Raw genomic sequence first — 12,862 nt, forward strand, 5'->3', positions numbered from 1 at the left:
CGAGGCGCCCGCCCCGAACCGCGGGTCCGTGCTCAGTGACCGCGGTCGATCCACTCCTGTCGGTGCGGGGCCTCGGCGCCGATGGTGGTGCCGTCGCCGTGGCCCGTCAGCACCTTGGTGTCCTGCGGAAGCACGAGGAGCTGGTCGGTGATGGAGCGGATGATCTGGCCGAAGTCCGAGAAGGACCGGCCCGTGGCACCCGGTCCACCCTGGAAGAGGGTGTCGCCGCTGAACAGCACCCCGAGGGCCGGCACGTAGAAGCACACGGCACCCGGGCTGTGGCCGGGCGTGTGGAGCACTTCCATCTCCACCCCCGCGATGCTGATGCGCTGGCCGTGGTCCAGGTCGTGGTCCGGCGCCACCGGGTAGACCGCGTCCCACAGCATCCGGTCGGCCGGGTGCAGGTGGGTGGGCGACCACTTGTCACCCGTCACCTCGCCGGTGGCGTTGATGTGGTCGTTGTGCCCGTGGGTGTGCAGGACCGCACGGAGTGACCGCTTGCCGACCGCCTCCAGGATGGGTGCGCCCTCGTGCGCGGGGTCGATGACCACGCACTCCTGGGCGTTGCCGAGGATCCAGACGTTGTTGTCGACCTCCCAGGAGCCCCCGTCCAGCTCGAAGGTCCCCGAGGTGACCACGCGCTCCACGCGCACGCCCTCGATCTGGAAGGGGGTGGCCACGCGCTGGACCGCCCCGGACTGCTGCTCGTTGCTCATGCGTCCACCTCCACCACGGACCGCAGCACGTCACCACGGTGCATCTTGTCGAACGCCGCCTCGATGTCGCCCATTCCGATGCGCTCGGAGACGAAGGCATCCAGGTCCAGCCGTCCCTGCTCGTACAGGTCCACCAGCATGGGGAAGTCACGGCTGGGCAGGCAGTCGCCGTACCAGCTGGACTTCAGCGCCCCGCCGCGGCCGAAGACCTCCAGCAGCGGCAGCGTGATCTCCATGTCCGGAGTGGGCACGCCCACCAGCACCACGGTGCCGGCCAGGTCGCGGGCGTAGAAGGCCTGCTCGTAGGTCTCCGGACGGCCCACGGCCTCGATCACCACGTCGGCGCCGAACCCACCGGTGAGCGCGCGCACGGCCTCGACGATATCCCCATCGGACGGGTCGACGGTGTGCGTGGCCCCCATCTCGCGGGCCTTCTCCAGCTTGCGCGGGTCGAGGTCCACGGCGATGACCGTGGTGGCACCGGCCACGACGGCGCCGGCAATGGCAGCCATGCCCACACCGCCACAGCCGATGACGGCCACGGAGTCACCACGCTTCACACCGCCGGTGTTGACCGCGGCGCCGAAGCCGGCCATCACGCCACAGCCCAACAGCCCGGTGGCGGCGGCGTCGGCCTCAGGGTCCACCTTCGTGCACTGCCCGGCGGCCACCAGGGTCTTCTCCGCGAAGGCACCGATGCCCAGGGCGGGCTCCAGCTCCGTGCCGTCGGTGAGCGTCATCTTCTGCGCCGCGTTGTGGGTGTTGAAGCAGTACCAGGCCTCGCCCCGGGCGCACGCCCGGCAGGTGCCGCAGACGGCACGCCAGTTGAGCACCACGGTGTCGCCGGGCTCCAGGTCGGTCACGCCCTCGCCGACGGCCTCGACCACACCGTTGGCCTCGTGGCCCAGCAGGAAGGGGAACTCGTCGTTGATGCCGCCCTCGCGGTAGTGCAGGTCCGTGTGGCACACCCCGCAGGTGCGGATCTTCACGACCGCCTCACCGGGCCCCGGGTCGGGCACGATGATGTCCACCACCTCGACGGGGGCGTTCTTGCTGCGGGCGATGACACCCTTGACGGTGCTGGGCATGCTGCCTCCTGGGGACGCGGTTCCGGGGAGGGCCGGGACGTGGCCCCCGCGTGCTCAACCCACGCTATCCGGCTGCACCGACAAGCTCCCAGTGGGCACCACGAGCGTGGTCGCCAGGCCCACCAGCCCCTCACCGCGCCCGATGAAGCCCAGCCCGTCGGTGGTCGCCGCGCTCACCGAGACCGCTGCGCCACCCAGCGCCGCGGACATCGCCCCCTCCATCTCCGCCCGCCGGGGCCCGATCTTGGGCCGCGGCGCCACCACCTGCACCGCGACGTTGCCGATGGCGTACCCGGCCCTGTCCAGCATCGACGCCACGTGCTGCAGCATCTGCGCCCCGCTGGCCCCCGCCATCTCCGGCCGGTCGGTACCGAACACACTCCCCAAATCCCCCAGCCCCGCCGCCGACAGCAGCGCGTTGCAGGCGGCGTGCGCCGCAACGTCGCCGTCGCTGTGGCCATCCACCCCCCGCTCGCCGGGGAACTCCACGCACCCGAGCCACAGCGGCCGGTCGTCCCCCTCGGGCGCCCACGCGTGGACGTCGGTGCCGATGCCGGTGCGCGGCACCGGCATGCCCTCCCGTGCCGTCGGGGTGGCCTCGCGGTCGGTGTGGGGAGGGGTCTCCTGCACGGTGTCCATCCTCTGCCTGGCCGCCAGGTCGGCGGGCGTCGTGATCTTGGCTGCGCGCACGTCCCCGGGCACCACCACCACGGCATGCCCGGCCTGCTCCACCAGCAGCGCGTCGTCGGTGGCCGCGGCACCCCCACTCCCCTGCGCATGGGCCGCCACCAGCACGTCACGCCGGAATCCCTGCGGGGTCTGGACCGCCCGCAGGGACGCCCGCGCCGGGGTGGCGGTGATGCGGTCGTCTTCGTCGACCACCTTGATGGTGTCCACCACCGGCAGCGCCGGGACGACCCCCGCGGCACCCGCCTGCACCGCATCGATCACCCGCTCGACCACCTCCGATGGGGTGAAGCACCGCGCCGCGTCGTGCACCAGGACCACGTCCACCGCATCGGAGAGGGCGGCCAGCCCTGCGGCGACGGAGTCGGAGCGCTCCGCCCCACCGGTCACGACGGTGGTCCGGTGCGGGCAGGGGCACGATGCGGCAAGGGTCAGGGCCTCGTGCGCACGGTCCTCCCACCCGGCGGGCGCGACCACCACCAGCTCATCGACGCGTCCGCTGCCCAGCAGGCCGTGCAGCGCGTGCTCGAGCAGGGCGGCCCCCTCGATCTGAACGAAGGCCTTGGGAATGCCCGCGCCCAGCCGGGTGCCGGACCCGGCAGCAACGACGACGACCCCGACAGCGCCGTGGCTGTCGGGGTCGTGCGATGTCGTGGGAGCGGTCAGGGCGAGCCCGTTCAGCTCGCGAGGACCTCGTCGAGGGTGGCCTCGGCCCTCTCCTCGTCGGTCTTCTCGGCCAGGGCGAGCTCGGAGACCAGGATCTGCCGGGCCTTGGCGAGCATGCGCTTCTCACCGGCGGACAGGCCGCGGTCCTGCTCACGGCGCCACAGGTCGCGGACGACCTCGGCCACCTTGATCACGTCACCCGAAGCGAGCTTCTCGAGATTGGCCTTGTAGCGACGAGACCAGTTGGTCGGCTCCTCGCAGTTCTCGGCACGCAGCACGCCGAAGACCTTCTCCAGACCCTCGGCGTCGACGACGTCACGCACGCCGACCAGGTCACAGTTCTCCGCGGGAACCTCGATGGTGAGATCGCCCTGCGCGACCTTGAGCTTCAGGTAGGTCATCTCCTTGCCCTTCACCTTGCGCTGCTTCACCTCTTCGATGAGCGCTGCGCCGTGGTGCGGGTAGACGACCGTTTCGCCGACTTCAAACGTCATGTAGTGCCCCTTTCGCCCCTCAATTCTAGCACCGTGCCGCGCGGCGAGGCCCCCACGGACCACCGTCGGCGTTGGGTACCATGCGGGGGTGATCACCACCGCTCGCTCCGCTGCCCCGGCCCGCACCGGCCGCCGCCTCGCCGCCCTCGCACTGGTCGGCATGATCGGCCTCACCGGCTGCCAGGCCCTCTCGCCCCTCGAGACCACGCGCGACTACGCGCCCGCCAACGGCGAGCTGGTCCGCTCCGGTGACGTGAGCGTGATGGACCTCCACGTGCTGGCAACCGAGCCGCAGAGCGAGGGTCGCGTCCTGGGCACCGTGGTGAACTCCGGCACGGAGCCGCAGGAGGTCATGCTCGCCGTCGACGGTAGCGAGGTGTGGACCTCCACCGTGGAGCCCCACCAGCGCGTGAACCTGGCCGAGGAGGAGATCACCCTCCCCGAGGCCGCGGCCCCCGGCGCCTTCCAGCTGGTCACCGTGTCGGCCGCCGGCCAGGACACCGAGCAGCGTGTGCCCGTGATGCTGCCCACCGGCCAGTACGAGCAGTACGCCCCCGAGGGCTGGGAGGCCCCGGAGCGCCCGACCCGTGAGGACGTGAAGTCCGAGGGCGGCGGCCACTGATCCTCCCCACCGGCTGCGGCCGGTGACCTGGCCGGGCTGCGACGCCGGTCAGCCCACGAACTTGTACCCGAGCCCGCGGATGGTGGTGATCATCCGCGGGCTCGACGGGTTCTCCTCCACCTTGCCGCGCAGACGCTTGATGTGGACGTCCAGCGTCTTGGTGTCGCCCACGTAGTCCGCACCCCACACCCGGTCGATCAGCTGGGCACGCGTGAGCACCCGCCCCTGGTTGCGCATGAGCATCTCCAGCAGCTCGAACTCCTTGAGCGGCATGGGGATCTGTTCACCCCGCACGGCCACCACGTGGGAGTCCGCGTCCAGCTCGACCTCCCCCACCCGCACGATGTGGTCCTCCTCCGCCGGCGGAGCCACGCGCCGGCGGAGCACGGCGTGGATGCGCGCCAGCAGCTCGCGGGAGCTGTAGGGCTTGGTGACGTAGTCGTCGGCCCCGATCTCCAGACCCACCACCTTGTCGACCTCCGAGTCCTTCGCGGTCAGCATGATGATGGGGACGTTGGAGGAACGCCGCAGCTCGCGGCAGACCTCGACACCGGACATGCCGGGGAGCATCACGTCGAGGAGCACCAGATCGGCCGGGTTCTGGGAGAACTCCTCCAGCCCGGACGGCCCGTCCTCCCGCACCACGACCTGGTGGCCCTCACGCTCGAGCAGCCAGCTCAGGGGGTCGGAGAAGGACGCCTCGTCCTCCACGATCAGGATGCGGGTCACAGGTGTCCTCCCAGACGTCGACTCTGGGCTCAGCGTACCGAGGCGGTCGGGGCGCCGGCGGCACCGTCCCCGCCGCCGGGCACCTCCTCCGGCAGCTCCACCAGCGGCAGCTCGATGGTGAAGGTGGAACCCGTGCCCGGCCGGGACCAGACCGAGATGGCCCCACCGTGGTTCGCCACGATGTGCTTGACGATCGCCAGCCCCAGGCCGGTGCCCCCGGTGTGGCGCGACCGGGCGGCGTCCACGCGGTAGAAGCGCTCGAAGATGCGCTCGAGATCGGCCGTCGGGATGCCGATGCCCTGGTCGGTGACCACGATCCGGATCGTCCCCTCGGCCTCCCCGGGCTGCACGGCCACGATCACCTTGGTGCCGCGGTCGGAGTAGTTCACCGCGTTCACGATGAGGTTGCGCACCGCGGTGGTGAGCAGCTCGGCATCGCCGAACACCTGGTGGGTGAGGCCGTGGGCGATGCCTGCCTGCCGCACGGCCACCCCTCGGTCCTCCGCGTGCACCCGCACGTGGTCCACCGCCGTGGAGATCACCTCCACCACGTTCACCGGCTCGGGATCCTCGATGCTCTCCCCGGCCTGCAGGCGTGAGAACTCCACGATCTCCTGCACCAGGTGGCTCAACCGGTCGGCCTCCATCACCATGCGGCGGGCGAAGCGCTCCACCATCTCCGGCTCGTCCCGGGCGTCCTGCACGGCCTCGGCCAGGAGCGCGATGCCGCCGACCGGCGTCTTGAGCTCGTGGCTGACGTTGGCCACGAAGTCGCGCCGCACCTGCTCCACCCGGCGTGCGCGCGACCGGTCCTCGAGCAGGATCACCACGAGGTCGTGTCCGAGGGGGAACACCCGGCAGCCCACGCTGATGCGGCCTCCCACCAGCACGCTGCGGGTCACCTCGATGTCGTCGTCCTGCACCTCTCCCGTGGAGCGCACCTGCTCCACGAGGTCCCGGATCGCCGGATGGGGCACCACCCCCTCGCGGACGTACCCCTGGTCAGCCGCGTGGTGGGTGGAGTGCACGACCCGGTTGCCCGCATCGAGCACGATCACGGTGGAGGTCAGCGAGTCCAGCACCTGCAGCGCGCCCTCGGGGAACGCACCGGGACCCTGGTCGGGGCGGGTACGGCGCTCGCGGGGCTGCTCGCGGCCGATCCACCACCCCACCAGCAGTCCCACGAGCAGGAAGGAGGCCATGGCGGCCCACACCAGCGGGTCCACGTTCTCGGTCCTCATGGGGGCACTGTAGGCGGCTCCTGGCCCTCCCTCCGACGGGCACCCACGGACCACACGTCCACCCAGGTCACACGTGGCGGTCACGCGGAGTTCATCCCGGGATGAAACACTGGGCCATCCAACAAGGAGGTCAGCGCATGCGGACGAACTTCACCCGTGCCCTGGAGGCGATGTCCGCCCAGATGGTCGAGATGAACCGTCTGGTGGCATGCGCGGTCGACGGCGCCAACCGCGCCCTGGGCACCGCCGACGGCTCCCTGGCCGAGATCGTGATCTCCGGTGACGACCGCATCGACGCCTTCTACGCGGAGATCGAGGAGAACGCCATCGAGCTGCTGGCCCGGGAGAGCCCGGTGGCCCGCGACCTGCGGCTGGTGGTCACCTCGCTGCAGCTGTCGGCATCCCTCGAGCGCACCGGCGACCTGGCCCGCCACGTCGCCGAGCTGGCGCGCATGCGCTACCCGGAGCTGGCGGTGCCCGCCCCTGCGCGCCCCACCATCGCGGAGATGGGGCGGCTCGCCCACGCGCTGGTGCAGGGCGCCGGCGACGCGCTGGCCACCCACCGGGCCGACGCGGCCGACCGGCTGGAGACCCTCGACGACAGCCTGGACGCCCTGCACCTGAAGGTGTTCGACATCGTCCGCGAGGAGATCACCGACACCCAGGAGGCAGTGGACCTCACCCTGCTGAGCCGCTACTACGAGCGCATGGGTGACCACTCGGTCTCCGTGGGCCGTCGCGTGGACTACCTGGTCACCGGGGAGCTCGAACGCCCCGCCGATGAGGCGCACGTGGTCACCCTGCCCCGCATCTCCTGATCCCCCCACCCGGGAGCGGCACCCGCCGCCCCCGGGGAAGGCTCACCTGCTGCCCTGGTTCGCGACCTCCTGGATGGCCCCGGCAGCGGCCTCGGGGTCCAGGTAGCGGCCACCGGGGGTGAGGGGCTTGAAGCTCTCGTCGAGCTCGTAGACCAGCGGGATGCCGGTGGGGATGTTCAGCTCGGCGATGTCCTCGTCGCTGATGCCGTCGAGCTCCTTGACCATGGCGCGCAGGCTGTTGCCGTGGGCGGTCACCAGCACCGTCCGGCCGGCCTGCAGGTCGGGCACGATCTCCTCGGCCCAGTAGGGACGCAGCCGCTCCACGACGTCCTTCAGGCACTCGGTGGCCGGCACCTCGTTGCCCAGGTCGGCGTAGCGCGGGTCGTCCGCCTGCGAGTACTCGTCGTCGGCGTCGATGGGGGGCGGCGGGGTGTCGTACCCGCGGCGCCAGGCCATGAACTGCTCCTCGCCGTACTTCTCCTTGACCTGCGCCTTGTCCTTGCCCTGCAGGGCGCCGTAGTGGCGCTCGTTGAGCCGCCAGGAGCGCTTGACGTCGATCCAGTGGCGGTCCGCGGCGTCCAGCGCGAGGTTGGCGGTGGTGATGGCGCGGCGCAGGCGGGAGGTGTGCAGCACGTCCGGCGCGAAGCCCTCGGCCACCAGCAGCTCGCCACCGCGTCGGGCCTCCTCGCGGCCCTTCTCGGTGAGGTCGACGTCGACCCACCCGGTGAAGAGGTTCTTCTCGTTCCACAGGCTCTGGCCGTGGCGCAGCAGGACAAGGGTGTGAGCAGCGTTGGTCATGCCCGAGAGCCTAGCGGGACTCAGTCGACCAGCAGGTGGCGGAAGGCCTCCAGGTTGCGGGTGGACTCCCCGCGGCTGGTGCGCCAGTCCCACTCCGTCTGCATGGCGGTGAGGAAGCCCTTGGCGAGCACCTCGTTGAAGATGCCGTCACTCGCCTGCAGGACGGCCCCCATCGCCTCGTCGAACCAGGTGTCGGTGACGCCCTGCACCGGCGCCCGGCCGGTCAGGTAGACGTCCCCGGTGTCGTCGATGGCGTAGGCCAGCCCCGGCAGGTCCAGGTTGCGGCGCAGCAGCATGCGGTACACGGCCCCGTGGTTCTCGTCGGGATTGCGCACCACGAACGCGATGAGGCCCAGGGACTTCTCCCCCACCCGCACCGAGACCACCGTCTTGAGCTTGCGCTCCCCCGGCAGGGTGATGGCGAAGGCACCGGTGGGGCGACCGTCGTCGTCCAGCACGCGCTCGGCGGCCACGCCCTCCACATGCTCGGGCGACCCCTCATCCGCATGGCGCTCCACCCACCGCTGGACCACCTGCAGTGCGGCCTCGCGGGCGTCCGTCCCGGCGGCGGGCTGCTGGTCTGCGGTCACGGTGCCTCCTGGCGGCGGGCGGTGCGGTAGGCCTCGAGGTGGGCGCGGGCAGTGTCCTGCCAGGACATGGTCGCAGCCCGCCTGCGCCCCGCATCACCCAGTGCGGACCGGGCGTCGGGGTCCTCCAGCAGGCGGCCCAGCGTCCCGGCCCAGTCACGGGGGTCGTGGCCGTCCACCAGCACGGCCGCGTCGCCCACCGCATCGGGCAGTCCTCCCACGCGGGCTGCCACCACGGGGGTGCCGCAGGCCATCGCCTCCACGGCCACCAGACCGAAGGACTCGGTGCGACTGGGCACCACCACCAGGTCGGCCGCGTGCAGCAGGCGCGCCAGCTCGTCGGGGGGCACCGCACCGCGTGCCAGCAGCCCCTCGCGGGCGGGGGAGTCCTCGATGCGGCGGGGCAGCTCCGCGGCGTCCCCCGCACCACTGGGGCCACCCACGAAGACGGCGTGCGCGCGGGTGCCGGCGGCCCACAGGTGCTCCACGGCCTCCAGCAGCACCAGCTGGCCCTTGGCGGGCTGCCAGCGGCCGGCCTGCACCAGCAGCAGTGCGTCGGCCGGCAGACCCAGCTCGCGGCGCACCTCGCCGCGCACGAGCCGGCGGGAGGCGGCGTCGAGCGGGTGGAAGGTCCCCGCATCGACCCCCGGCGGGATCACGCGGCAGCGCTCAGGGGGCGCTCCCTGTTCCCGCAGCTGACGGCACTCCAGGGACGTGCTGGCCACCGCCAGGTCCACGGACCGCAGGATGCGCTGTTCGCCCTCCAGGCGCACCCCGGGCTCCCGCTGGTCGGCGTCGGCCAGCTCGGCGTTCTTGGTGGCCCCCAGGGTGTGCATGGTGTGCGCCCAGGTGGCGGGCCGGTCGGGCAGTGCGAGCGCCACCATGCCGGAGAGCCAGTAGTGGGAGTGCACCACGTCGGGAGTGGTCCCGCGGGCGGCCAGGTGCTCACTGACGGCGCGCGCGAGGTCCGGCACCAGGGCCGGCAGGTCCTCCTTGGCCGCGTCCGCCGGGCCCACCGGCAGGCCGGCCACGGTCACCCCCTGGTCCTGCGCCTCCCAGGCCTCCCCCGTGTCGGACCGTGTGACCACGTGCACGGCGGCCCCCTCGGCCACCATCGCGCGGCTGAGCTGGCGCACGTAGACGTTCATGCCGCCGGCGTCTCCCTCACCGGGGTCCGAGAGGGGGGAGGTGTGCATGCTCAGCACGACCACCTGACCGGGGGCAGCGCAGGTGTCGGACACGTGCCCGATTCTGCCACCACGGCTCCGCAGGCCACTACGCTCTGCGGTCATGCGGCCGGTCGGGGACATCACGCGCGGGACCACCGCCGCCAACCGCCTGCGGCGCGTGGACCGCTGGTTGGTCCGCCGCCAGGGGGCCGTCCTGCGCAGCACCGCCGAGCCCCTCGTGGTCGATCTCGGTTTCGGGGCGCTCCCGCTCACCACCGTGGAGACCTTCACCCGGGTGCGTGCCGTGGCGCCCCGGGCGCGCGTCATCGGCCTCGAGATCGATGCGGAGCGCGTGGCCGCCGCCGCCCCGTGGGCCACCGAGGGGCTCGAGTTCCGTCGTGGGGGCTTCGAGCTGGCCGGCCTGACCGGGCAGGCCACCGCCGTCCGCGCGTTCAACGTGCTGCGGCAGTACCCCCAGGAGGCCGTGCCGGGGGCCTGGGAGCTGCTGCGGGCCGGCCTGGCACCGGACGGGGTGGTGGTGGAGGGCACCTCCAACGAGATGGGCCGCCGGGCGGTGTGGGTGACCCTCGACCGGCGTGGCCCGCAGACGCTCACCTTCTCGTGGGCGATGGCGGAGGTCGATCCACCCAGCGCCATCGCCGAGCGTCTGCCCAAGGTGCTGATCCACCACAACGTGCCCGGTCAGCCGGTGCACGCCCTGCTCGGCGAGCTCGACGCCGCGTGGCACACCCACGCCCACCTGGCCACCTGGGGGCGGCGCCAGCGCTTCGTGGCCGCCGTGCACGCCCTGGCCGCCCACTGGCCCGTGGTGGGTGCCCGGGTGGAGGCCCGGCGCGGCGAGCTGACCGTGCCGTGGGAGGCCGTGGCCCCGGTGTGAGGAGGCTGCCCCCGGCGTGAGGGATACCCGCCCTCAGTCGTTGAGGAAGTCCGCCACCAGCGAGCGCACGCGGGTGCGGTGGCTCCACATCAGCCCCCCGGGAGGGAGGATCTCGACGGTCGCGTTGCCCAGCGCCTCCCCGAGCTCCTCGGCGATGTGGGCCGGGTGCGCGTCGTCCTCGACCTGTCCGATGACCAGCACCGGTGCCTCCACGCGCGCCAGCAGCCCCCGGTCGGCGATGGGGTACTCGTGCGGCAGCGCGCGCAGGGCCGTCCCCACCGGGGTGCCCACGAGCTGCCGAGCCTGCTGGGCGCACCAGACCTGCACGTGGCGGTCGGCCTGCACCTGCGGCGGCTGCTCCGCCAGCAGCGAGGCCGCCAGCGCGTCGACGTCCCCGGCCTCCACCAGCCGGGCCATCGCGGCCATCCGGTCCAGGGCGCGGTCCTCGCGCACCCGGTCGATGACGGCCGGGATCACCAGCACCACGCGCTCGAAGCGATCCGGCTCCTCGGACAGGATGCGGGTCAGCGCCCCGGCGCCCATGCTCACGCCCAGCGCACGGGTGGCGCCGAACTCGTCGGCCACCCGGCGCAGGTCGGCCGCCAGCGAGGCGTACCCCCAGGCGGGGGCCTGCCGGCCCGGGGCACCCGGGCGGGGCTCACCCCCATCGGACCCGGCGGAGGCGACCTCGGGCGCCAGGGAGCGACCGTGCCCGCGGAAGTGCAGGAAAACCTTGCTGCCGCGCACGCCGGTGGCGAACGGTCGGGTGGTGTCGATGGTGCCCGCCAGGCCGTGGCCGAAGACGGTGGTGGGGCTGCCGCTGCCGGTCTCGAGCACCTCCAACGGCCCGTCCGGGCCCGACAGCAGGCGGGGACCGGTGGTCACCAGAGCTTGCCGGGCGACTGGGCGTTGGCCAGCACGCCCTCGAGGCGCGGCTTGGTGCCGGCCAGGTAGACGCCCGCCACGGTCACGGCGATGACGCCGATGATGGTCAGCGGCGGGAAGCTGGCGATGGCCCCGTGGACGATGGCCCAGCCCATGATCCACACGTACCAGGTGCCCAGCAGCGTGCACAGCCCCAGCACGATGGCCCAGAAGGGCTTGGTGCGGGCATCAGCGGCCGGGAAGGCGTCCACCCGGGTGGTCAGCACGTGCAGCAGCGCCTTGGCCTCCACGGCCAGACCGGCCACCGCCAGGGCGGCCAGCACCCAGGTCTCGAGGGACATGATGGTGTAGGCGGTGCTCCACATCAGGCGTCACCCCCGGTCGCGGTGCGCACCGCATCGGTCACCACGACGGAGCCGACCTGGCGGCCGTGGCCCATGACCTTCACCTCGGCGAGGCGTTCCAGGGCCTCGTTCTCGATGCCGGCCGTGCGCAGCAGCGCGACGGCCACCGCGTAGCAGGCACGCTCGTTGCCGTCGGTGGTCTTCACAGCCAGGCCGCGCCCGTCCGGCAGGCCCAGGGCCAGCACGGCCTCCGCACCGTCCTTCGCGATGGATCCGGGCACGGCCCGCATCAGGTCGGTGACCTCACGGCGGGTGCCGCCGACGTACTGCGGGTGCTCCCGCATCGCGTCGGCCACTGCCTTCTCGGGCCCCTCGGTGGCCGCGGCGATGCGGCCGAAGGAACGTGCGAGGCCGGCCAGCGAGAGGGACATGACCGGGGCGCCGCAGCCGTCCACGGCCACGTGCTCCACGGTCTCGCCGCTGAGCTCCTCCACGGCCTGGCGGATGGCCTGCTGCAACGGGTGCTCCGGCGACAGGTAGGTCTGCGTGTCCCACCCGGCCGCCACGCACGCGGTGAGCATGCCGGAGTGCTTGCCGGAGCAGTTCTGGGCAAGGGACGAGGCCCCGTTGCCCGCGCTCACCCACGCGGCCCTCGCCTGCTCGTCGATGGGGAAGCTCGGCGTGTTCTGCAGGTAGGCGGTGGTGAGCCCCGCGGCCTGCAGGGTCTCCTGCACCGCATCGAGGTGGAACTGCTCCCCGGAGTGGCTGGCGCACGCGAGCGCCAGGTGCCGCCCGGAGATCTCGGCGCCCGAGCGGAGCATGCCCACGGCCTGCATCGGCTTGTTGGACGACCGCGGGAACATGGCGGCCGCCACGTCACCGATCGCGACCTCCACCTCGCCGGCGGCGGAGGTGAGGACGCCCAGCCCGTGGTGGACGGACTCGATGAGGTCGCCCCGCACCACGTGCGCGATGACGGGGGCCTGGGCGAGCGGGGTGGAATCGGCGGCAGGAGTGGGAGAGGTCACCCGACGGAGCCTAGTTCCTCACCCCCGTGGACGCGACGAGGCCCCACCCCCGGTGGGGATGGGGCCTCGCGTCAGCGGGTGACCGCCGGGGG

Annotated in this window: 15 protein-coding genes; 3 read left to right on the top strand and 12 right to left on the bottom strand. The window is 72.6% G+C overall.

Annotated features, from left to right (window positions below; translation table 11 throughout):
* Window positions 1-32: 32 nt before the first annotated feature.
* The 4 genes from ACEY2A_RS07775 to ACEY2A_RS07790 are packed head-to-tail and all read right to left on the bottom strand — an operon-like array spanning window position 33 to window position 3,651.
* Window positions 33-716, bottom strand: a complete 684-nt coding sequence (locus ACEY2A_RS07775) for an MBL fold metallo-hydrolase (protein WP_374928033.1) — start codon at window positions 714-716, stop codon at window positions 33-35.
* The gene (locus ACEY2A_RS07780) at window positions 713-1,804 is read right to left on the bottom strand and encodes an S-(hydroxymethyl)mycothiol dehydrogenase (RefSeq protein ID WP_374928034.1); all 1,092 of its coding nucleotides are present in this window, start codon (window positions 1,802-1,804) and stop codon (window positions 713-715) included. Before ACEY2A_RS07780 ends, ACEY2A_RS07775 begins: the two co-directional genes overlap by 4 nt.
* A 54-nt stretch (window positions 1,805-1,858) precedes the next feature.
* Window positions 1,859-3,157 carry a 2-C-methyl-D-erythritol 4-phosphate cytidylyltransferase gene (ispD, locus tag ACEY2A_RS07785; protein ID WP_374929985.1) on the bottom strand — a complete coding sequence of 433 codons (1,299 nt, stop codon included), beginning with the start codon at window positions 3,155-3,157 and terminating at the stop codon, window positions 1,859-1,861.
* Window positions 3,158-3,168: 11 nt separating this feature from the next.
* Window positions 3,169-3,651, bottom strand: a complete 483-nt coding sequence (locus ACEY2A_RS07790; protein WP_012801866.1) for a CarD family transcriptional regulator — start codon at window positions 3,649-3,651, stop codon at window positions 3,169-3,171.
* Between the two features lie 88 nt (window positions 3,652-3,739).
* Between ACEY2A_RS07790 and ACEY2A_RS07795 the strand changes: the two genes are divergently transcribed.
* Window positions 3,740-4,273: a hypothetical protein gene (locus tag ACEY2A_RS07795; protein ID WP_374928035.1), complete on the top strand. Its 534-nt coding sequence runs from the start codon at window positions 3,740-3,742 to the stop codon at window positions 4,271-4,273.
* 48 nt (window positions 4,274-4,321) lie between these two features.
* Here ACEY2A_RS07795 and ACEY2A_RS07800 read toward each other — a convergent pair whose 3' ends face one another.
* Together ACEY2A_RS07800 and ACEY2A_RS07805 are read right to left on the bottom strand one after the other, a co-directional pair.
* Entirely contained in the window at window positions 4,322-5,002 is a 681-nt protein-coding gene (locus ACEY2A_RS07800; RefSeq protein WP_374928036.1) for a winged helix-turn-helix domain-containing protein, read from the bottom strand.
* A gap of 29 nt (window positions 5,003-5,031) precedes the next feature.
* Window positions 5,032-6,243 carry a sensor histidine kinase gene (locus tag ACEY2A_RS07805; RefSeq protein WP_374928037.1) on the bottom strand — a complete coding sequence of 404 codons (1,212 nt, stop codon included), beginning with the start codon at window positions 6,241-6,243 and terminating at the stop codon, window positions 5,032-5,034.
* Between the two features lie 137 nt (window positions 6,244-6,380).
* Here ACEY2A_RS07805 and phoU point away from each other — a divergent pair, with 137 nt between their 5' ends.
* Window positions 6,381-7,061: a phosphate signaling complex protein PhoU gene (gene phoU, locus ACEY2A_RS07810; RefSeq protein WP_374928038.1), complete on the top strand. Its 681-nt coding sequence runs from the start codon at window positions 6,381-6,383 to the stop codon at window positions 7,059-7,061.
* Window positions 7,062-7,103: 42 nt separating this feature from the next.
* Here the strand turns inward: phoU and ACEY2A_RS07815 are convergent, their stop codons facing one another.
* From ACEY2A_RS07815 to ACEY2A_RS07825, 3 genes are read right to left on the bottom strand one after another with little or no spacing between them, the layout of a single operon-like run.
* The gene (locus ACEY2A_RS07815; protein WP_374928039.1) at window positions 7,104-7,859 is read right to left on the bottom strand and encodes a phosphoglyceromutase; all 756 of its coding nucleotides are present in this window, start codon (window positions 7,857-7,859) and stop codon (window positions 7,104-7,106) included.
* Between the two features lie 20 nt (window positions 7,860-7,879).
* On the bottom strand, window positions 7,880-8,449 hold the full coding sequence (locus ACEY2A_RS07820) for a YbjN domain-containing protein (RefSeq protein WP_374928040.1): 570 nt from the start codon (window positions 8,447-8,449) through the stop codon (window positions 7,880-7,882).
* Entirely contained in the window at window positions 8,446-9,687 is a 1,242-nt protein-coding gene (locus tag ACEY2A_RS07825; protein ID WP_374928041.1) for a glycosyltransferase, read from the bottom strand. The genes ACEY2A_RS07820 and ACEY2A_RS07825 overlap by 4 nt, the downstream gene beginning before the upstream one ends.
* Before the next feature lie 49 nt (window positions 9,688-9,736).
* Between ACEY2A_RS07825 and ACEY2A_RS07830 the strand changes: the two genes are divergently transcribed.
* On the top strand, window positions 9,737-10,513 hold the full coding sequence (locus tag ACEY2A_RS07830; RefSeq protein WP_374928042.1) for a class I SAM-dependent methyltransferase: 777 nt from the start codon (window positions 9,737-9,739) through the stop codon (window positions 10,511-10,513).
* 33 nt (window positions 10,514-10,546) lie between these two features.
* Here the strand turns inward: ACEY2A_RS07830 and ACEY2A_RS07835 are convergent, their stop codons facing one another.
* From ACEY2A_RS07835 to ACEY2A_RS07845, 3 genes are read right to left on the bottom strand one after another with little or no spacing between them, the layout of a single operon-like run.
* A complete protein-coding gene (locus ACEY2A_RS07835; RefSeq protein WP_374928043.1) occupies window positions 10,547-11,398 on the bottom strand; it encodes an alpha/beta fold hydrolase in 852 nt (283 codons plus the stop codon).
* Entirely contained in the window at window positions 11,395-11,763 is a 369-nt protein-coding gene (locus tag ACEY2A_RS07840; protein ID WP_374928044.1) for a DUF2516 family protein, read from the bottom strand. Before ACEY2A_RS07840 ends, ACEY2A_RS07835 begins: the two co-directional genes overlap by 4 nt.
* Window positions 11,763-12,770, bottom strand: a complete 1,008-nt coding sequence (locus ACEY2A_RS07845) for an asparaginase (protein WP_374928045.1) — start codon at window positions 12,768-12,770, stop codon at window positions 11,763-11,765. The genes ACEY2A_RS07840 and ACEY2A_RS07845 overlap by 1 nt, the downstream gene beginning before the upstream one ends.
* Window positions 12,771-12,862 lie beyond the last annotated feature (92 nt).

It is taken from the genome of Kytococcus sedentarius, from assembly GCF_041937525.1.
Taxonomy (GTDB): domain Bacteria; phylum Actinomycetota; class Actinomycetes; order Actinomycetales; family Dermatophilaceae; genus Kytococcus; species Kytococcus sedentarius_A.